Raw genomic sequence first — 19,943 nt, forward strand, 5'->3', positions numbered from 1 at the left:
ATGGTGGGGCCGCGGCGTCGGCGCGGCCCCACGTTCGGATTCCTACTGACCGGTCCCCAGCGGGCCGCAGGCGCAGGCCATGGCCAGGCCGGCCAGGCTCGTCAGCTGCACGGGCTTGAGCGTCGGCTGCTCGTAGCGCTTGCGCGTCTTCGCTTTCGTTTCCTTCATGGTGGTTCACCTCCTCTCGGCTCGATGCGGACGCTCAGGCGAGGACCACGCACTCCTCGTCGTGGAGTTCCTGGATCAGGCTGTTGACATCCTTGACGACCTGCTCGGCGTCGGCTTCGAACGCCTCCACGATGCGGTCGGCGATGTCGGCGATCGACAGGGTTCCCTCGCACAGTTCCCAGACTTCTCCGGCCACGGCGTTGAGCCGGTAGTACTGGCCGGAGTCGAGGTGGTGGAGGAGGACCTCGCCGTCGTGCGGGAAGTAGACGACGTCGTCGACCCTCAAGGGCCTCGATTCCGGGGTCAGGCTGCCCATGGGCGCTCCTTCTGGGTGGTGCTCAATCGGGGAGGGTGAGGGTCGTGTCACCGAACTCGTAGAACTGGAGTCCGCGCTCGATCGCCGCGTCGTAGCCGTGCAGCAGCAGGTCGGCGCCGGTGAACGCCGAGGCGAGCGCGATCCGGGAGGAGCGCGGGCCGTGGAAGTTCGTCACGAACGCGTCCGCCACCTGGAAGTCGAAGCCCGGGTAGATGTAGAGGTCGGTCCACCGGTCGCCCGCGCGCAGCGGAAGGCCGTCCTCCTTGGCGGCGCTTTCGAGCGTGCGCATGACCGTCGTGCCGACCACGAGCACGCGGTGCCCTTCGTCCTTGGCGGTGTTGACCATGTCGGCGGTCTCCGGCGGGATCTGGCACCACTCGGCGTGCATCCGGTGGTCCTCCAGGTGCTCCTCGCTGATCTCGACCGAGCTGAGTCCGGTGTGGAGCGTGATGTACGCGATCCCGACCCCGCGCTCGCGCAGCCGGGTGAGGACCTCCTCGGTGAAGTGCCGCCCGGCGGCCGGCATCTCGGCGGAACCGGGGCGCTCGGCGTACACCGAGTTGTACTCCTCGTTGGTGAAGCTCCCCTCCACGTACAGGCTGGGGATGGGCCGCCCGTGCTCGTCCAGGTAGGCGACGAGCGCGTCGAACTCGCAGTCGAATTCGAGCATCCACAGCGACAGGCCGCGGTCGTCCGGGCCGAGCATCGTGGCGGTGATGTCAGTGCCGTCGAAGGTGAGTTTCGAGCCGATCCGCGGCGCGCGCCGCGACTTGCTGGAGACGCCCCAGATGTTGTCCTTGGGGTTGTACCGCAGCTGCACCTCGACGCGGCCGCGGTCCTCCACATTGGCGAAGACGCTGGCGTTCAGCGTGCGGCTGTCGTTGATGACCACCACGTCCCCCGGCTCCAGGAACCGGGGGATCTCGCGGAAGCTCGTGAACTCCACCGTCTCCGACCGCTTGTGGTACACGACCATCTTGGAGTCGTGCCGCTCACCGCCCCGCCGTTCGATCGGCTGGCGCGCCAGCAAGTGCGCGGGAAGCTGGAAGTTGAGCTTGGACGTCTCCATGGCGCCTCCGTCGAGTCGTGTCCGGCGGTTCAGTTCGGCGAACCCTGTTGCTTCACAGTGGCAATCGCTCGTGCTCACCGCGCACCGCGCGCGTACCGCGACCGCTCAGCCGCTTCCCGCGAGCCAGTCGTGGTGACGCACGCCGTCGGTGTCGCCGCGGAGGACGCACAGATGGAGCCGCTGGCTGGACGGGCACGGTTCGATGCCGAGTTCGCGGTCGAGGAGCGCGCGCAGCCGCCGGAAGCTGTCGAGGGCGGCGCCGATCTCGCCGCTCAGGTACTGGCTGCGGATGAGATGGCTCCACGAGCGTTCGCGGAGCGGACTGCGCTCCAGTGCGGCGCGGACGGCGGGGACGATCTCGGCGGGCCGTCCCATGCGCAGCATGACGTGGTGCAGGTCCTCCATGGCCGTGAGCCTGAGTTCGTTGAGCGCGTCGCAGCGGCCGTTCAAGCGCCGGGTCGAGGGCAGGTCGACCCCGGCGGGACCGTCCCACAGCCCCAGGGCCGCCTCAAGCGCCTTCCTGCCCGTCTCGAAGTCCTCGCCGACCAGGGCCGCCCGGCCTTCGGAGCACCGGGCGCGGAAGCGCTGGACGTCGCATTCGTCGGCGCTGAGCCGCAGCCGGTACGCGCCGCCTTCGCCGTAGGCGCCGCGAAGTGTCGTGAGGCGGTCCCCGAGACCGGGGCCGACCGATTCGAGGCGGGATCGGAGCTGGCTCACGAGGGTGCGCAGATTGACCGCGGCCGAACGCGGCGGACGTTCCCAGATGGCGTGGATGAGGCCGTCCGCGGTAGTGGTGACGGGACCGTCGAGGGTGAGCGCCGCGATCAGTCCGCGGACCCTCCTGCTCGGAACGGCGGCTTCACGATCGGGACCGGATATGCGGACGGGGCCGAGGAGGTGAACGGAGAGTTGCATGCGATTCCTCTTCTCTAACAGGGTTGACCGTGGGTTCGAGTCGGGGTCGGAGCGATTGCGGTTCCGTCGTGCCGACCGGCGTAGGCTCGCGCCATTGCCGGAGCGGTCGGAGGAGGAGTTCAAGGGTGGGCGGAGGATTCGCCGGATCGCATCGGGCCGTCCGGCCGGTCGAGCTGCGGTGGTCGGACGGGTCCGACCTGCGTTCGGCCGTGCCCTCGCAGCCGGATCTCACGGCGGGGCCCCTGCTGTGGATCAGCCGGACCGACGGCCCCGTGACCGGACTCGCCGACCTGCTCGGGCCCGAGGACATGGCGGACGCCGAGCCGATGTCCGACCTGCTCGCGCGCCGGCGCCGCCTGGTCGGCCGCGCGGTGCTGCGAACGCTGCTCGCCGCCTGCCTCGGTGGCGCTCCGGCCGACGTCCGGCTGGCCCGGGAGCCGTGTGCGCATTGCGGTCGTCCGCATGGGAGACCGACGGTCGCCGGTGCGCCGCTTGAATTCTCAGTGTCTCGTTCGGGACCGTGGGTGCTCGTCGCGGTCGCGCGCACCGCGGTCGGGGTCGATCTCGAATCCAAGGCGAGCGAGGAGCGGGCTGCCGCGCTCGCTCAGCGGATGCATCCGGCGGAGGCGGCGTACCTCTCCGGGCTCGCCGGGGACCGGTTGCGGCGTGCGTTCACCCGGACCTGGGTCCGCAAGGAGGCGTTCCTGAAGGCGCTGGGCACGGGTCTCGCGCGCGACACCCGGCGGGACCTCGTCGGTGCGGGCCCGCGGCCGAGGTCCCCTCAGGCCGGCTGGGCCGTCGCCGATGTGCTCGCGCCGCGGGGATGGACGGCGGCCCTCGCGGTGAGCGCCGGGTGACGGCGCCGCACGGTCGCCTCCGGAGGCGCGGTCAGGCGATTCGACGTCGAAGCTACGATTCCCGGGCACGAGCTGCCTCCTGACCGAAGCAAGGCACTGGTGCAGCTGCCCGCCTCACGATTGCAGACGGTAACGCGGAGTTCAGGACAGTTTTTCGGAGGACGACCCGATCCGCAAGGCGGGATTCCGGCGGGATACCAGCAGGTTCGGGCTCCCTCGCCGCCGAATCGCCGCCACCGGCCGTCCGCGGCGCGCCGAGCCCACCGGAGAGGTCGGCCGGATTAGACGGATGCGGCCTTGAACCTAGCCGGCACGGGAGCGTCCATTTCGGTGCAGATCGCCTCGACCTCGCTGCGGTGTTCGCGGGCTGCGGCCGCGTCGCCGGCCCGGAGCCGCACCTCGGACATGATGTCGAGCGCCGCCGCCTCGGCGGCGCGGTACCCGCCCTCGCGCGCCAGTTCGAGGATCAGGCCCGCATCCGCCTCTGCGGCGTCGGGCCGGTCGAGCGCGATGCTGGCGACGGCCCGCTCGACGAGCGCCCTGATCCGGGTCCCCGGGAGCCCGCCGTCCACCACCTCCAGCGCCCGCGCGGCGGCGTCCACCGCCTCCTCAGACCGCTTGAGGCCGTTGAGGGCAACGGCCACCGAGACGAGCCCGCTCGCCTTGGCGAGCCGGTCGCCCCGCAGCGCCGCCTGCCGCACCACCAGGTCCGCGTGCTCCAGCGCGTCGAGGTGGCGGCCGCGCGCCGAATGCAGTTCCGCGATGTACACCGCGCTTGACGCGCTGATCTCCCTGGCTCCCGCGTCCGCTTCGATCATCATGAGCCGGTTCAGGCACCGCTCCGCCGTCGCGACCGAACCGAGGCGGATCCACACCGACGTGAGGCTTCGGAGGTGCGAGGCCTGGAGGCGGACGTCGTCGACCTCCTCGGCGAGCTCCAGCGCCTCTTCGAGCAGCCGCAGCTCGACCCGCGGCCTCCCCATGTCGCCGTGGACGACTCCCAGCGCCCCGAGGTTGACGCTCACCGCCCGCGCCCTGCCGCCCTCGCGGTTCATGGCGAGCGCCGCCTCCCCGTGTTCGAGCGCGGCCCGGAGCCTGCCGAGGTTCCACGAGGCGAGCGCCAGGTTGTGATGCGCCGACGCCCGCCCGAAGTCCCAGCCGAGCCGCTGCGACAGTTCGACCGCCCGTTCCGAATGGCGGATGACGGCCTCGAAATCGCGGTCCTTGACGTACGCCGTCGACATGAACAACGCGGCGGTCGCCTCGCCGGCCGGGCTCGCTTCGGCTCGCGCCCCGTGCAGCGCCGCCTGTCCGAGCGCCAGGAAGTCCGCGGCGCCCATGTCCATGAACGCATGGCCGCGGAGCGTGTCCGCGAGTCGCCACGCGACCGAGCCGAAGCCGGCCTCGCCCGCGAAGCGGGCGACGGCGACGAGGTTCTCCCGCTCCTCCGCGAGCCACCGGCCGGCCCGCGCCGGGTCGTCGAGCCCGGGAACCGCGGCGGTCCCGGCGCCGCCGAGCAGCCTCGCGTACCCCGGATACCGGCTCGTGCAAGCCGTATCGGCCGCGTCGAGATACCAGTCGAACAGGCGCCGGAGGACGCCGTCGCGGTCGGCCTCGGTCTCCTCCGCGGCCGCGAGCCCGGCCGCGAACTGCCGCACCAGGTCGTGCAGCCGGTACCGGCCCGGCGCGCGGGTCTCCACCAAGTGCACGTCCACAAGCGCTTCCAGCATGGCGGCCGTCCGCTCCGCGTCCGCCTCGCACAGCGCTGCGGCCGCGTGCACGTCGACATCGTCGCCGGGGGCGAGGCCCAGGCGCCGGAACAGGCGCCGGTGCGCGGGGTCGAGTTCGACGTACGAACCGCGCAGGGCCCCGGCGACGCCCTGGTGTCCCATACCGAACTCGTCGAGCAGGCCGTGTCCGGCGAGGCGTATCAGCAGGTCTTCGACCCGCCACTGCGGGCGGCTGCGCAGCCGTGCGGCCGCCAGGCCCATCGCCAGGGGGAGGCTCCCGCAGCGCTCGGCGATCGCGACGGCCTCTTCGTCGGTGATCCGATCGGCGACGGCCGCGCTGAGCATGGCCACCGCGTCGCGCATGGCCGGCGGCTCCAGCGCCATCGTGTACGCGCCCGCCAGCGGGGAGAGGTCGTGCCGGCTCGTCGCGAGCACGAGACTGCCGGGGACGCCCGGCAGCAGCGCCCCCAGCTGCTCTGCGCCCGCCGCGTTGTCGAACACCAGGAGCACTCGGCGGTCGGCGACGGCGCTGCGGTACCGGGAGGTGAGCTCGTCGAGATCTGAGGGCAGCGGCCGGTCGGCGCCGTGGAGGCTCCGCAGGACGCGCGTCAGCACGGACTCGATGCCGCGGCGCGGCCCGGCCGGGTGCGTGAAACCGTGGAGGTCCACGAACACCTGCCCGTCCGGGAACCGGGGGGCGAGCGCGTGGGCGGCCCGCACCGCCAGCGAGGTCTTCCCGACTCCGGCCATGCCGTGGATTGCGACGACGGCGGCGCCTTCGTCCACCGCGGCGAACAGCGCGTCCATTTGCGGCCCGCGCCCGGCGAAGGCCGCCAGCGCCATCGGCAGTTCGCGCGGCACAGGGTCGGTCCGCCGCAGCTCGTCGGAGAGTCGGCCCCGGTCCGCCGCCCCCAGCCCCAGGGCCTCGGTGAGCAGCCGCAGCGTCTTCGGCTGCGGCCGGACCCTCCCGGATTCGATGTCCCTGACGGTGCGAATGCCCAGACCGGCTTTGGCGGCGAGCTCCTCCTGCGTCATCACCGCTCGCAGCCGGAGCGACCGGAGGTTGGTTCGGGCGTCGAACGCTCGGTCGGCCATGGGGACATAATAGACGCGACGCCCAATCGCACCCCGCGCCGCGAGCAGCACGCCGAGGCTGACGGGCTTCAGACCGGTGGGACGGGAGCGGGGCCATCGGGTTCGCGTTCGTCGACGACCGCGACATCGGGGGCGAACCGGGCGACGGCGGCGGCGAGCACCCCGGCGCGGGCGGGGTGGAGGCGGGCGCTGCACTTGTGGATGCCGCCGGGGAGCCAGGCGGGGACGCCGTTGTCGCGGAGGTCGGCGGCCGTCCAGTGCCGCGCTTCGGCGGCCCTGCGGAAGTTGTCGGTGCGCTCGCCGCGCCGGACGACGCCGATCCGAGGGGCCCAGGACTCGACGCCGAAGCGCTTGGCGCGTTGGCGCCACAGCACGACGCGGTCGACCTCGGCCCATTTCGCGCGGACCTTCGCGCCGTCCAGGAGGGTGATCCCGGCGGGGTCGAGGCGGGCGGCGGGGAGCGGGCGCAGGAGCATGAGGCTGCGGACCAGCGGGTAGCCGAGGAGGGCGAGGCCGAGGTAGAGCGGCGGCTGCCAGGCGTACGCCTCGGTCTCGTACATCCAGACGTAGCGGTCGCGGACCATGATCGTCTCGCCGCCCGCCGCGATCATCCACAGGACCGTCCCGACCGCGACCGCCAGGCCGATCCCGGCCCAGGCCCAGGAGGCGCGCTCGATCGGGTTCCTGATCGTGACCTGTTCGCCCGCTGCCCGCTTCGCCATGTCCCTGTCCGCCCCCCTGTCGTCCTCAGAGACTATCGGGCCCGGACCGCGCCGGCCGCCGGCCGTGCTCGCGGCCGGGCCGCTCCTGCTCAGCTGTTGAGGGTCACGACCCAAGCGGTGTAGTCGCCGAACGCGGCCTCGATGTCGTCCTCGGTGAGGTCGAACTGGCGGATCGAGTACTCGTGCCTGCGGTCGGTGGCCGGGCGTGCGAGTGCGGCCGCGAGGTGCGCCGCGTCGGTGTCGCTCCACGTCGCGCCGAGCCGCCGGTACAGTTCCGGCACGTACTTGTCGGGGTCGGCGTTGAGCCGGTGGTACGGCACGTCCACGATGCTCTCGCGGTGGTCCTGCCGCCAGGTGCGGCCGCGCTCGACGGTCTCGGACATGACCTCCAGCGCCAGCCTGCCGATGGCGGGCCGGTCGATCTGCTTGAGGAACAGCGAGTACGACAGGTCGATGAGGGAGCACAGCGAGCCCATGACCGTGATCGGGTCCCGGTGGGTCCACACGAACACCGCGTCGGGGAACACCTGCTTGATCGTAGCCATCTCCCCGAGGTCCAAGGGGTTCTTCAGGATCCAGCGGCGGCGCTCGCGCCCGTGCTGGAGGACCTGGAGGACCTCCTTGAGGTACCGGTAGTCCGGCGCGGCGTCGCGTTCGCCGAGCCAGCGCTGGTACTTCGGCATCGGCGAGTGGTACAGGACGTGGTACATGCCCTGGGGGAGCAGGAGGATGCTCTCCTCGGCCTTGGTCGCCTCGACCGGGTGGACGATGTCGAAGTCGGGGGCCCACTTGGTGACCACCTTGGCCTTCTCGGCGAGCTTGACGCGCTGGCGCTCGACCTCGGGCGCGACCGGCAGGTCGGGGTGGGCCATCTCCCAGCGCAGCGGTCCGCGGTGGGCGGGTGCGGCGGCGAGGATGCGGTGGGCGAGGGTCGTGGCGGTGCGGGGCAGGCCCACGACGAAGACGGGCCGCTCGATCGGCTCGGCGCCGATCCCGGGGTGCTCCTGGTGCAGCCTTCGCACGCGCAGGCGGGTCACGAGGCGCTGCCGGGCGTCGTTGAGGCTGCTGATCCAGCCGATGGGCGTGAGCCCGGGGACATCGGCGACGCATCCGAGCAGGAACCGGAACTCCTCGATCCAGTCCTGATCGGACTTGTCGGCTTCGACGCCGGCTTCGCGCTGCGCGGCGGCCACCGCCTTGTCCCATGCGGCGTCGGGGTCGCGGCGCGAGCGCGCCACCGGTGCCATGAGCGCGTTGGTCAGGGCGAGTGCGGGTGTGGTGCGGCGGGCCATGGGGATCGGTTCCCTTCGGGGAGGGGCGGATTGCTCAGCATCCTATGTCCGCCGGTGCCGGTTCCTACCGGAAGGTCCGGTCACGGAGGCGGCTGCGGGCCGCGCCGAGCCGCCCCGACCGGGCGCAGACGGGCCTCCCGATCCCTCCGGTCCGCCGTCGTCGCCGACGGGGCGTGCAGCGCAGCAGGCTTGCATAGCGCATTAACTAATGCGATACTATCAATCCTCGTCGAAGGACGGAACCAGTCGCGAAGGAGCGGGCAGTGGACGTCGTGCGCAATGAGGCGCGCCCCTTCACCAGGGCGTTCATCACCATCGGCTGCGTCTTCGCGGCCGCCCTGGCCCTCGCGGCCTGCAGCCCCGAGGCCGAGCCGCCCGCCGCGCCCGAGCCGACGCCGGGCGGCTGCGCCGACGCCGCGCCGGACGAGTCGGCGGCGGTCGCGTCCGTCGACGGGCACCCGGTCACCGCGGCCGAACTCGCCGCCTACGCCGACGCGAACGCCTTCCCGATCGGCACCGAAGCCGAGGCGCGCACGGCCCTGGACGCCCTCATACGCTTCAAGGCCGCGCAGGTCGAGGCCTTCGAGCGCGGCCTCACGTCGGCGGTCGAGTACGGCGACCTCCTCCGCGGCCTCGCATGCGGCAACGGCGAACGCGAAGCCGCCATCGCCGAGGGCCGGGCGGTCTACGGGGTCGCCGAGCACGACGCCGAGACGTACCTGGCCTACACCGAGAGCTCCGTCCGGGACGCACTGCTCAACGCGCTCGCGGCCGAAGGCGCCCTCGGCCCCACCGAGGACGAGCTCGCGGACTTCTACGAGCGCAGCAAGGACGAGTACGCGCGCGGCCAGGACGCCATCGGCCTCCAGGTCCTGCGCTTCGAGACCTCCGCGGCCGGGTCCGCCGCCGCCGACGACGTCCTCGCCCGCACCGCGGCGGGCGAGCCGTGGGCCGAGGTCGCCGCCGACCATGCCGCCGATGCGGCGCTGCTCGACGCCCATCCGCTCGCGATCGACGACGCGAACGCCTACGACCTGTCGAAATACCAGAGCTCCCTCTTCATCGCCGCCGACGCGCTCGCCGTCGGTGAGACCGCCCTCGTCACCGACGACCTCGCCGGCGGGCTCCTGGTCCTCCACTGCGAGCGCCGCGACGACGGCGGTTTCCTGCCCCTCGACGAGGTCCGGCCGGAACTCGTCCTCCGCTTCCAGGACGAGGCCTTCGAGCTGCACCTCGACGGCCTCGTCGCCGACGCCGGGATCGAGACGGCGGACGCGGTCCTGCCGCTCCTCGGCTGACCACCCGACCGACAACCGCACCAAGGAGAACCAGTGAGACCCATACGACCGGCGATCCGCCGGGCGCTCGTGACCGCCGCCGCGGCGGCGACCGCCGTCGCGGCCCTCGCCGCCCCGGCGCCCGCCGCGCCCGCGAACCTCGTCCTCAACGGCGGCTTCGAAACCGGCACCACCGCGTCGTGGACGCCCTGGCCCGCGGGCGGTGCGACCGTCGCCGCCACCGGGTCCTTCGAAGGCGCGCACCACGCCGTCCTCCCGGCGGGCGCCAGCCTCGCCCAGACCGTCCAGGGGCTCGCCTCCGGCCAGGACTACCTCGCCACCGGCCGCTACCGCAGCGACGACGCCGAGTCCTTCTTCGTGGGGCTCCGGTACTTCGACGCGTCCCACCCCGGCGTCGTCGAGGCCGAGAAGTCCTACGCCGAGTCGGCCGAGTGGACCCGCTTCGGCATCCCCTTCACCACCGGCGACGGCCGCACCCAGGTCGGGCTCCTCGCGCAGAACGCCGGCACCGGCTCAGGCCACCTCGACGACGTGCGCCTCTACGAGCTCTCCGGGGCCCGCTCCGACATCCAGGACCTCTCCCTGGAGGCCGCGACGATCCCCGACGACGGCTCCGCCGCCTGGGACTCGCTCCAGACCGCGCTCGCGGAGGCGGACGCCGCGTACTGGGACTTCGGGCTGCCCGATGCCGACGTGGCCGCCGCGGCCGCGGCGCTGGAGGACGCGGTCCGGGCCTTCGATCCGCCGCCGCCGGACGGGATCGCCTCCCCGGGCGACACCGCCTACTACGTCTCCAGCTCCGAAGGGGACGACGGCAATGACGGCCTGAGTCCCGAGACCCCCTGGGAGAGCCTCGAAAAGCTCAATGCCAGCACGTTCGCCGCCGGCGACGAGATCCTCCTCAAGGCCGGGGACTCCTGGGAGGGCACCGTGCTCCACCCCCGCGGCTCCGGTGAGGAAGGCGCCCCGATCACCCTCGGCAAGTACGGCGGCGAGGACCGCCCGTACCTCAACGCCCAGGACGCGAGCGTCGAGATGGACACCTACAACCTCGTCAAGGGCGAGGACAGCCACCTGGAGCCCTACACCCAGGAGTTCTACACCACCGTCTACCTCGCCGACCAGGAGCACTGGACGATCCGGGACCTAGAGGTCGCCAACCACGCGGCAGGCTGGACCGACCTGAACGGCGACGCGAAGCTGCGCAGCGGCATCATGGTCATGAACGACAACGCCGGGACGCTCTCGGGGATACAGGTGCTCGACAACGAGGTCCACCACGTCCTCGGCGACAAGGCCGCCAAGACCTACTGGGGCGGCGCCGGCATCGTCTTCACCGTCATGCTCAAGTCACCCGACGCGGCCGTGCCCTCCAACTACGACGGCCTCCTCGTCGAGGGCAACTACGTGCACGACACGAACCGGCAGGGCATCGTCACCAACTCCCGGCAGAACCTGCGCCCCGACATCGACCACCTCGGCGACCTCGCCGACGCCGTCGAGAAGGGACTGTCGCCCTGGTATCCGAGCACCGACGTCGTCATCCGCGACAACTACGTCGCCGATGTCGCCGGGGACGGCATCCTCCCGCAGGTCACCCAGGGGGCCCTGGTCGAGCGGAACACCGTGGACGGCTTCAACCTCCGCAGCGGCGGCGCCAGCGCCGGCATCTGGGCCTGGAACGCCGACGACACGGTCTTCCAGTTCAACGAGGCGTTCGGCGGCCACACCACCCATGACGGCCAGGGCTACGACGTCGACTACGGCCAGACCGGCACGATCTACCAGTACAACTACTCGCACGACAACGACGGCGGGTTCATCCTGTTCTGCTCGCCGGGCCAGGGCAGCGACCCGGAATCGCCCGGCGGCGGCGTCCGCTCCCAGGACGCGGTGGTGCGCTACAACATCAGCCAGAACGACCGCGCCCGCTCGTTCATGTTCTCCGGCTACTCGGACGGCGCCCTGATCTACAACAACACCGTCTACCAGGGCCCGGGCATCAACGCCCGACCGGTGGACTTCTGGGCCTGGAACGACACCTATCCGACCTCGGCGTCGTTCTACAACAACGTGTTCCACCTCGACAGCGCCGGTCCGTGGAACTTCCAGGACCAGGGACTGTCGATGCAGGGGGTCGTGTTCGACTCCAACACGATCTACGGCGTCCACTCCGCGGGCGAGCCCGCGGATCCGAACAAGTCCACCGAGGACCCGCTGCTCGCCGCGCCGGGCACCGGCACCACGAACACGCCCGTCGGCGGCTCCTACGAGCGGCCGTCGCTCGACGGGTACGCGCTGCAAGAGGGCTCTCCCGCCATCGGGACCGGCGTGATCGTCGAGACCGCCGACGGCACCGTCATCGGCGGCCTGGCCCCGAACGGCGGCCGCGACTACTGGGGGAACCCGGTCGTCCCGGGCGTGCCCCCGACCCGCGGCGCGTGGAGCGCGGAGCGGGACCGGGGCGGGAACGGCCATGGAAACCACTGTGGCAGAGGCAATCCGAACCACTGCTAGCGAACGGCGGCCCCGCCTCGGCGGGGCCGCCGTGCTTCCCCGGCGGTCGGCCGCCGGTGCGTCCGCGGACCGCCGCACCCGGCCTTCTACCTCGCGGCGCCGATCGTCTCCGCCTCGCGCAGACCGCATTCCAGGCGGGCCCGCACCGGCGCCGCGTCCGGGTCTGCCAGCAGCTGCACCAGCAGGTCGACCGACTTGCGGCCCATCTCGCGGCGCGGGATCGACAGCTCGCTGATCTCGGCGACCCCCGGCAGCTCGGGTGTCCCGCTCAGCCCGACGAGCGAGTAGTCCCGCGGCGCCGCCAGGGCCCGCCCGGCGGCCGCCTCGCGGATCGCGACCGCGTCCAGGGACTTCTCCACCACCAGGGCCGTCAGGCCGCGTTCGGTCATCCAGTCGACGGCGGCGCCGGGCCCCTCCAGCCGCTCGGAGCCGGTCGGGCCGTCGCCGAGCGCGGCCACGGCGGGATCGATCCCGTTGCGGGCGGCGCCTTCGGCGAACCCGGCTCTGCGGCCCGGCACCGGCTCCTCGGCTCCGGTGTCCTCCACCATCCCGATGCGGCGGTGCCCGAGTCCGGCGAGGCGGTCGACGATGCCGGCCACGGCGCCCCGGTAGTCGGCGGCCACGAAGGACATCGGCACGTCGGCGATGTCGCGCTCGCCGATGAACACGAACGGGTAGCGCTCGGTGTCGAGCCGGCGGATCTCGTCGTGCTTCTCGCCCCAGCCCAGCAGTATCCCGCCGTCGGCCAGTTGGAGGCCGTTGGCGCCGCCGGGGAACACCGAGCGCTCCCCGGCCGCGTTCTTGGCGGCCGTGAGCATGAGCAGGTTGTACCCGGCCTGTTCCGAGGCCTCCTCGACGCCGACCAGGAACTCGTAGAAGAAGTCCTCCTGGACCAGCGGGAACAGTCGCTGCCAGGAGAAGACCCCGATGAGTCGGTTCGACCCGCCGGCGAGGTTGCGCGCGGCGAGGTTGGGGGAGTAGTCGAGTTCGCGGACGGCATCGAGGACCCGCTGCCTGGTGCGGTCCGAGATGCGGATGTTGCCGTACTGGCGATTGTTGAGGACCGCCGAGACGATCGCAGGGGAGACGCCGGCGTGCTTGGCGACATCGGCCTGCGTGACCTTCCGCCGCCCGCTGCCTTTCGCCGTGGTTGCCATGCCCGCTCCCTGCTCGTTCGTCCGCTTCGCCCTCGGTCCGGGCTCCTCGCGAGCCTAGCAACTCGCATCACCCTGTGCGCATTACCTTGCGGCGCATCGATTTCTCCGCACCCGGCGGCGACCCGCCGGAGCTGCGCGGCAACGATACGACAGCCGCTTGTAGCGCAATACGTAATGCGCTATTATCATGGTCGGCATCACCGCTAAGGAGCAATGTTGAACGAATACCAGGCAGACGTCGCCGTCATCGGCGGCGGGCTCGGAGGGGTCGCAGCGGCCCTCGCCGCCCTCGCCGCGGGCAAGCGCGTCGTCCTCACCGAGGAGTCGCCGTGGCTCGGCGGCCAGTCGACGAACCAGCTCGTGCCCCCCGACGAGCACCCGTGGATCGAGTCCGTCGGCCGCACCCGGTCCTACGCCCAGTACCGCGACCGCGTCCGCGACTACTACCGGCGCAACTACCCGCTGCGGCCCGAATCGCTCGCCGACGGCCGGCTCAACCCCGGCGTCGGCGGCGTCAGCGAGCTCACCCACGAGCCCCGCGTCTCCCTGGCCGTCCTCGACGAGATGCTGGCGCCCCACCGGATCGACGGACGCCTCACCGTCCTCACCGACCACTTCCCGGCGTCAGCCGAGACCGAGGGCGACCGCCTCCTGTCGGTGACGGTCATCGACCGCGAGGCGGGCGAGTACTCGGTCGTCTCGGCCCCGTACTTCATCGACGCCACCGAACTGGGCGACCTGCTCGACCTCGCCGGCGTTGAGCACATCATCGGCGCCGAGTCCCGGTCGGACACCGGCGAGCTGCACGCCGTCGACGGCGACGCCGCCCCGCTCGACCAGCAGGCCGTCTCCTGGTGCTTCGCCATGGACTACCGCCCCGGCGAGGACCACACCATCGACAAGCCGGAGGGCTACCCGTTCTGGCGGTCCTACGTCCCCGAGTTCTGGCCCGGCGAGCTGTTCAGCTGGACCGATGTCCTCCCCACGACCCTGGAGACCCGCACCGAGGGCCTGTTCGCCACCGCCGCCTCCCCTCGCGGCGCCCGCGCCCGCGACCGGTGGAACTTCCGCCGCGTCTTCTCGGTCGGCCACTACCCCGACGGGCGCTACGGCTCCGACGTCACCGTCGTCAACTGGCCGCAGATCGACTACTTCCTCGGCCCGCTCCTGGGCGTCGACACCGACATGAGGCTCGCCGCCGAACGCGCGGCGAAGGAGCAGGCCCGCTCGTTCCTGTACTGGATGCAGACCGAGGCCCCCACCCTCGACGGCGGCACCGGCTACCCCGGACTGCGGCCGCGCCCCGACATCACCGGCACCCGCGACGGCTTCGCCATGCGCCCCTACATCCGCGAATCCCGCCGGCTCCTGGCCGAGACGCGCGTGCTCGAACAGCACGTCGGCGTCGAGGCCCGCGAGGCGGCCGGGCTGCCCGACGGCGCCGAGCCCTTCGCCGACACCGTCGGCACCGGCTCCTACCGGATCGACCTGCACCCGTCCACCGGCCGGGACGGCAATCCGCGCACCTATGTGGACGTCTCCAGCTACCCGTTCCAGATCCCGCTCGGGGCCCTCATCCCGCGCCGCGTCGAGAACCTTCTCGCCGGCGCCAAGAACATCGGCACCACGCACATCACGAACGGCTGCTACCGGCTCCACCCGGTCGAATGGAACATCGGCGAAGCCGCCGGCGCGACCGCCGCCTTCGCCCTCGACACCGCCGCCACCCCGCGCGGCATCCGCAACGACCCGACCCGGCTGGCCGACCTGCAGCGACGCCTCACCGACCGGCTTGGATTCCACCTGTCCTGGCCCGAATACGCCCGAACCATCCGAAACTAGAGCAACCCCTAGCACGAAGGAGCGAGACAATGGCAGTCTCACACCACCGGCGTATCGCCGTCGGCACCGCCGCGATCGCCCTCACCGCGGCCCTCGCCGCCTGCGGCATGGGCGGCGGCACCGCCGAGCAGACCGGCTCCAACCAGCTCACCGTCTGGTTCCCCGGCACCGATCCGGCCGAGTCCGCGCTCGTCGAGGACACGCTCGTCCCGGCCTTCGAGGAGCAGACCGGAGCCGAGGTCGAGGTCACCTACGTCGACTACGCCGACCTCAGCAACAAGCTCACCGCCGCGTTCGCGGCCGGGACCGCCCCCGACGTGTTCGGGCACGGCCCCGCCGCCGTCGCCGACTTCGTCGCCAACGACCGCCTCGAACCCCTCCAGGACTACGTCGACGGCCTCGACCAGGCCGACCTCGACGATCTCGCCACCGCGCTTCCCGGCGGCCAGGTCGACGGCGAGCAGTATCTCGTCCCGCTCCAGATGCAGGGCTGGGCGCTCGCCTACGACCGGTCCGACTTCGCCGCAGCCGGACTCGACCCCGACAGCCCGCCCACCACCTGGGAAGCCGTCCGGGATGCCGCAGCGCAGCTCACCGTTCGCGACGGCGACGGCGCGATCACCCGCTCCGGCCTGCTCCTGGCGACCGACCCCATCGGACGCCAGCAGTCCTTCGCGACCCTCATCGCCGGCGCCGGCGGCGAACTGGTCGACACCGCCGACCTCACCGCCGCCTTCGACACCCCCGAAGGCCGAGAAGCCCTCGACTACTACGTGGACCTCTTCAACGGCGACGACGCCGTCGCGACCGGGCTCGGCGTCACCTACTCCGCCAACCCGACCGCGCAGCAGCCGCTGGTGACCGACACCGCCTCGATCACGCTCCTGTCGGCCAACGCCATCTCCAAGCTCGCGGCCGAAGCACCCGACCTCGACCTCGGCATCATGCAGCCGCTGCGCTTCGAGGACAGCGACACGCCCGCCGCGTTCGGCGGCGCCGGACCCGGCCTGATGATCAACGCCGACTCCCACGTGAAAGACCTCGCCTGGCAGTTCATCGAGTACATGACCGGCGCCGACGTCAACCAGGAGTACGTCGCCTCCTTCGGCGGCATCCCCGTGCGCGCCTCCGCGGCCGACTCCGGGTACGTCGCCGAGTCGCCGGTGCTCCCCGCGTTCCTCGACGCCGCGCCCTACTTCGTGCCCAACCCGAACGTCCCCGGCTGGGTCCAGGCCCGCGACACCATGGACGCCCACCTCGAAGAAGCCCTCAACCAGAAGGCCCCCACCGACGAGGTCCTCGCGGACATGGCCGCCGCCGTCGACGACGTCCTGGAGAGCAGCCGGTGACGACGGCACCGCCCAGCACGCTCCGCCCGCCGGCGCCCCGAACCAGGCGCCGGCGGTGGACCCGCCTCCAGCTGACCGGCCTCGCCATGGTCGCCCCCGCCACGGCGTTCATCCTGGTCTTCAGCCTCGTCCCGGTCGTCTACGGCCTCGGGATCAGCTTCACCGAGTACAACCCCCTCCACCGGGGACTGCCCGAATGGGTCGGCCTGCGCAACTACGCCGACCTGTTCACGCAGCCGCAGTTCGGCAAGGCCCTCGGCGTCACCGGCCTGTTCGTCCTGATGGTCCTGCCCGCCACCGTGGTCCTCGCGACCGCGCTCGCACTCCTGGTCGACCGGCCCTTCCGCGGCGTCGGCGCCGTCCGCGCCGCCCTCTACATCCCGAACATCGTCTCGCTCACCGCCGTGTCCATGGTCTGGCTGTGGATCTACTCCCAGCACGGGCTGCTCAACGAACTGCTCGGCCTGGCGGGCCTGCCCGCGCAGGACCTGCTCCACGACGAGTCCACCGCGCTGGCCGCCGCCGCGGCCATGCGCGTGTGGAAAGCCCTGGGCTCCAACATGGTCCTCATCCTCGCCGGGCTCCAGTCGATCCCGCGCGAGCTCTACGAGGCCGCGCGGGTCGACGGCGCGGGCCCCTGGCAGCGGTTCCGGTACGTCACCGTCCCCGGCCTGCGCCCGATCCTGGTGTTCGTCGTCGCCATGGACATCATCTACCTCGCCCAGAGCTTCGCCGAGATCTACGTCCTCACCCAGGGCGGCCCCCTCGGCTCGACCACCACCGTGAACTACCTGATCTACACCTCCGCGTTCCAGTACAACCAGTTCGGCTCCTCCTCGGCCATGGCGTTCGTCCTGTTCGCCTTCATCGCCGGGTTCTCCCTGGTCTCGGTACGCGGCATCCTGGGGAGGCAGCGATGACGGCCCGCACGATCGACGGGGGCCGCCGCATGGCCGCCGCCACCCGCATCGCACTCATCGCCGTCGCCGCGATCCTCGTGCTCGTCCCGTTCGCGTGGATGGCCTCCATCGCGTTCACCCCCGCCGAGCAGGCCTTCGGGTCGATCAGCCTCATCCCCGACAACCCGACCACCGCGAACTTCGAAGCAGCGCTCACCCAGATCGACCTGCTTCGCGCCCTGGGCAACTCGCTCGTCGTCGCACTCGTGTGCGTCGCCGCGAACTGCCTCGTCGCGCCCCTCGCGGGGTACGCCTTCGCGCGGCTGAAGTTCCCCGGCTCCGGCGTCGTCCTCCTGGTCATCGTCGCCACCACCGCGATCCCGGTGTCGGTCACCCTCATCCCGCTGTTCCTCATGGCGAAGACGTTCCCGCTCGCCGGCGGCAACGACCTCTTCGGATCGGGCGGCACCGGCCTGCTCGACACCCTCGCGGTCGTCACCATCCCGCACCTGGTCGGCGCGATGAACGTGTTCCTCTCCCGCCAGTACTTCGCGGGCATGGGCTCCGAACTCGCCGAGGCCGCCCGCCTCGACGGCGCGGGGGAGTGGCGCATCTACTGGCGCGTCTACCTGCCGCTCGCGCGTCCGCTCATCGCGGTCGTCGCGATCTTCTCCTTCACCGGCACCTGGGACGACTTCCTGTGGCCGCTGGTGACCACGACCTCCCAGGAGCACTACACGGTGCAACTCGCCCTCGTCCAGTTCAACGCCACCGGCAACGTCCAATACGGACCGCTCATGGCCGGGGCCATCCTCATCACCCTTCCGGTGCTCGCCGTCTTCCTGCTCAACCAGCGCTCGTTCATCTCGGGACTCGCCGAAGGAGGCACCAAAGGATGACCCGTTTCCCCGCGGACTTCATCTGGGGCACCGCCACCGCCGCCCACCAGGTCGAGGGCTCGAACACCAACACCGACTGGTGGCGGCGCGAGCACCGGCCCGACACCGACCTGCCCGAACCCAGCGGCGACGCCGCCGACTCCTACCACCGCTACGGCGAGGACATCGCGCTCGTCGCCGACGCCGGCCTCGGCGCCTACCGGTTCTCCATCGAATGGGCCCGCATCGAACCCGAGCCGGGCGTCCACTCCCGCGCCCAGCTCGACCACTACCGCCGCATGGTCGACGCCTGCCGCGACCGCGGCATCGAACCCGTGGTCACCCTCCACCACGTCACCAACCCGATCTGGTTCACCCGCGAAGGCGCCTGGCGCGCTTCGGACGCCGCCGAGCGCTTCGCCCGCTACACCGAAGCGACCCTGCCCGTGCTCGACGACGTCACCTGGGTCTTCACCATCAACGAACCCAACATGATCGCGACCCACCGCGACTTCGAGGCCGCCGAGATGCACCTCGCGAAGCGTCCCGAACCCGACATGCACGTGGCCGAGACGCTCGCCGCCGCGCACCGCGCCGCCCGCGAGGTCCTCTCAGGACCCGGACACGTTCGCTCCGGCTGGACCATCGGCGGCCAGGCCTTCCAAGCGCTCCCCGGCGCCGAGGACGCGATGCGCGACTACGCCTATGCGCGCGAGGACTTCTTCATCGACGCCGCCGTCGGCGACGATGTCATCGGCGTCCAGAACTACTCCCGCAACATCATCGGCCCCGACGGGCCCGTCCCGCTCGCCGAAGGCACCGAGACGAACCTCCTCGGCTGGGAGTACTGGCCCCAGTCCATCGGCGAAGAACTGCGCCACTGCTGGGAACGCGGCAAGGGCACCCCGCTCCTGGTCACCGAGAACGGCTTCGCCACCCGCGACGACGACCGCCGCATCGACCACACCCGCGACGCCCTCGCGAGCGTCAAAGCCGCCATGGACGACGGTGTCGACGTGCGCGGATACCTCTACTGGTCCCTGCTCGACAACTACGAATGGGGCAGCTACGACCCCACGTTCGGCCTCGTCGCCTGGGACCGCGACACCTTCGAGCGCCGACCGAAGCCGTCCTTGCAATGGCTCGGCCGGGTCGCCCGCACCGGAGCGGTCCCGGACGCGGCCTGACCCGGCGACGGCTCGGCGCCATCGTCACGACAGCGGCAGCAGCGAGGAGAGGTAGTAGGTGCAGAAAACGCCGACCGCGGCGGCGCGGTCACCCGGCGTCGGGACGGACGTAGATCAGCGCCACATTGCCGCGCGGGAAGGACCTCACGTCGACCAGCTTCAGCCTGGTGAACGCGGTGAACAGCGGACCACCGGCGCCGTACGCGACCGGCCCGACCATCAGGTGGTACTCGTCGACGAGGTCGGCCGCGACCACCGCCTGTGCGAACCGGACACCGCCGTGCACCATGATCGGACCGGCCCCCCGCTCCTTCAGATCGCCGATCTCGGCGGCCAGGTCGCCGGAGCAGACGGTCGTGGCGTCCCACGGGGTCTCGATCGGCCGGCGGGAGAAGACGACCTTCGGGATCCGGTTCATCGCGTCCGCCTCGGGCCCGGTCCGGTACGGCCAGTAGCCCGCCATGTCCCCGTACGTCTTCGAGCCCATCGCGTGCACACCGGCCCGGCCGAGCAGGTCGCCCATGTAGGCGATGAATTCCTCGTCCTCGTCGTACTCGACGAGGACGTCCTCCGGCACGCCGGGCGCCACCGCGCCGTAGCCGTCGAGGGACAGACTGTGCCGGAGCACCACTGAGTTCGCATCCATACCTGT

At 71.6% G+C, this 19,943-nt stretch carries 17 protein-coding genes; 8 read left to right on the forward strand and 9 right to left on the reverse strand.

What is annotated here, in order from left to right; translation table 11 throughout:
• Nucleotides 1-42: 42 nt before the first annotated feature.
• The 4 genes from B0I28_RS28290 to B0I28_RS15325 all read right to left on the reverse strand — a co-directional run bounded on the left by B0I28_RS28290 (nt 43) and on the right by B0I28_RS15325 (nt 2,468).
• Nucleotides 43-168 (reverse strand): hypothetical protein, encoded by a 126-nt coding sequence (locus B0I28_RS28290; RefSeq protein ID WP_281260932.1) that lies wholly within the window; start codon nt 166-168, stop codon nt 43-45.
• Nucleotides 169-202: 34 nt separating this feature from the next.
• Nucleotides 203-484: a PqqD family protein gene (locus B0I28_RS15315; protein WP_106364700.1), complete on the reverse strand. Its 282-nt coding sequence runs from the start codon at nt 482-484 to the stop codon at nt 203-205.
• A 22-nt stretch (nt 485-506) separates the two neighbouring features.
• Nucleotides 507-1,553 (reverse strand): tRNA preQ1(34) S-adenosylmethionine ribosyltransferase-isomerase QueA, encoded by a 1,047-nt coding sequence (queA, locus tag B0I28_RS15320; protein WP_106364701.1) that lies wholly within the window; start codon nt 1,551-1,553, stop codon nt 507-509.
• A gap of 105 nt (nt 1,554-1,658) precedes the next feature.
• Entirely contained in the window at nt 1,659-2,468 is an 810-nt protein-coding gene (locus B0I28_RS15325; RefSeq protein WP_106364702.1) for an AfsR/SARP family transcriptional regulator, read from the reverse strand.
• Between the two features lie 125 nt (nt 2,469-2,593).
• Between B0I28_RS15325 and B0I28_RS15330 the strand changes: the two genes are divergently transcribed.
• On the forward strand, nt 2,594-3,325 hold the full coding sequence (locus tag B0I28_RS15330) for a 4'-phosphopantetheinyl transferase family protein (protein ID WP_106364703.1): 732 nt from the start codon (nt 2,594-2,596) through the stop codon (nt 3,323-3,325).
• Nucleotides 3,326-3,606: 281 nt separating this feature from the next.
• On the opposite strand, the gene B0I28_RS15335 is transcribed toward B0I28_RS15330, so the two are convergent.
• From B0I28_RS15335 to B0I28_RS15345, 3 genes are all read right to left on the reverse strand, one after another.
• The gene (locus B0I28_RS15335; protein ID WP_106364704.1) at nt 3,607-6,150 is read right to left on the reverse strand and encodes an ATP-binding protein; all 2,544 of its coding nucleotides are present in this window, start codon (nt 6,148-6,150) and stop codon (nt 3,607-3,609) included.
• 68 nt (nt 6,151-6,218) lie between these two features.
• Nucleotides 6,219-6,872: a hypothetical protein gene (locus B0I28_RS15340; RefSeq protein ID WP_106364705.1), complete on the reverse strand. Its 654-nt coding sequence runs from the start codon at nt 6,870-6,872 to the stop codon at nt 6,219-6,221.
• An 89-nt stretch (nt 6,873-6,961) separates the two neighbouring features.
• On the reverse strand, nt 6,962-8,164 hold the full coding sequence (locus B0I28_RS15345) for a sulfotransferase family protein (protein WP_106364706.1): 1,203 nt from the start codon (nt 8,162-8,164) through the stop codon (nt 6,962-6,964).
• A gap of 263 nt (nt 8,165-8,427) precedes the next feature.
• Here B0I28_RS15345 and B0I28_RS15350 point away from each other — a divergent pair, with 263 nt between their 5' ends.
• Nucleotides 8,428-9,462, forward strand: a complete 1,035-nt coding sequence (locus B0I28_RS15350; protein WP_106364707.1) for a peptidyl-prolyl cis-trans isomerase — start codon at nt 8,428-8,430, stop codon at nt 9,460-9,462.
• 33 nt (nt 9,463-9,495) lie between these two features.
• The gene (locus tag B0I28_RS15355) at nt 9,496-11,979 is read left to right on the forward strand and encodes a right-handed parallel beta-helix repeat-containing protein (protein ID WP_146148119.1); all 2,484 of its coding nucleotides are present in this window, start codon (nt 9,496-9,498) and stop codon (nt 11,977-11,979) included.
• Nucleotides 11,980-12,065: 86 nt separating this feature from the next.
• Here the strand turns inward: B0I28_RS15355 and B0I28_RS15360 are convergent, their stop codons facing one another.
• Nucleotides 12,066-13,136 carry a LacI family DNA-binding transcriptional regulator gene (locus B0I28_RS15360; RefSeq protein ID WP_106364709.1) on the reverse strand — a complete coding sequence of 357 codons (1,071 nt, stop codon included), beginning with the start codon at nt 13,134-13,136 and terminating at the stop codon, nt 12,066-12,068.
• Between the two features lie 213 nt (nt 13,137-13,349).
• Here B0I28_RS15360 and B0I28_RS15365 point away from each other — a divergent pair, with 213 nt between their 5' ends.
• The 5 genes from B0I28_RS15365 to B0I28_RS15385 are packed head-to-tail and all read left to right on the forward strand — an operon-like array spanning nt 13,350 to nt 19,291.
• Nucleotides 13,350-14,978 (forward strand): FAD-dependent oxidoreductase, encoded by a 1,629-nt coding sequence (locus tag B0I28_RS15365; RefSeq protein WP_106364710.1) that lies wholly within the window; start codon nt 13,350-13,352, stop codon nt 14,976-14,978.
• A 29-nt stretch (nt 14,979-15,007) separates the two neighbouring features.
• Nucleotides 15,008-16,327 carry an ABC transporter substrate-binding protein gene (locus B0I28_RS15370; RefSeq protein WP_106364711.1) on the forward strand — a complete coding sequence of 440 codons (1,320 nt, stop codon included), beginning with the start codon at nt 15,008-15,010 and terminating at the stop codon, nt 16,325-16,327.
• Nucleotides 16,324-17,247 (forward strand): carbohydrate ABC transporter permease, encoded by a 924-nt coding sequence (locus tag B0I28_RS15375; protein WP_146148120.1) that lies wholly within the window; start codon nt 16,324-16,326, stop codon nt 17,245-17,247. Before B0I28_RS15370 ends, B0I28_RS15375 begins: the two co-directional genes overlap by 4 nt.
• Entirely contained in the window at nt 17,244-18,125 is an 882-nt protein-coding gene (locus B0I28_RS15380) for a carbohydrate ABC transporter permease (protein ID WP_106364713.1), read from the forward strand. The genes B0I28_RS15375 and B0I28_RS15380 overlap by 4 nt, the downstream gene beginning before the upstream one ends.
• Entirely contained in the window at nt 18,122-19,291 is a 1,170-nt protein-coding gene (locus tag B0I28_RS15385; RefSeq protein ID WP_106364714.1) for a glycoside hydrolase family 1 protein, read from the forward strand. The genes B0I28_RS15380 and B0I28_RS15385 overlap by 4 nt, the downstream gene beginning before the upstream one ends.
• An 88-nt stretch (nt 19,292-19,379) precedes the next feature.
• Here the strand turns inward: B0I28_RS15385 and B0I28_RS15390 are convergent, their stop codons facing one another.
• Nucleotides 19,380-19,919, reverse strand: a complete 540-nt coding sequence (locus B0I28_RS15390; protein ID WP_181245801.1) for a dihydrofolate reductase family protein — start codon at nt 19,917-19,919, stop codon at nt 19,380-19,382.
• Nucleotides 19,920-19,943 lie beyond the last annotated feature (24 nt).

Origin of the sequence: Glycomyces artemisiae (assembly GCF_003002955.1) — a bacterium.
GTDB lineage: Bacteria > Actinomycetota > Actinomycetes > Mycobacteriales > Micromonosporaceae > Glycomyces > Glycomyces artemisiae.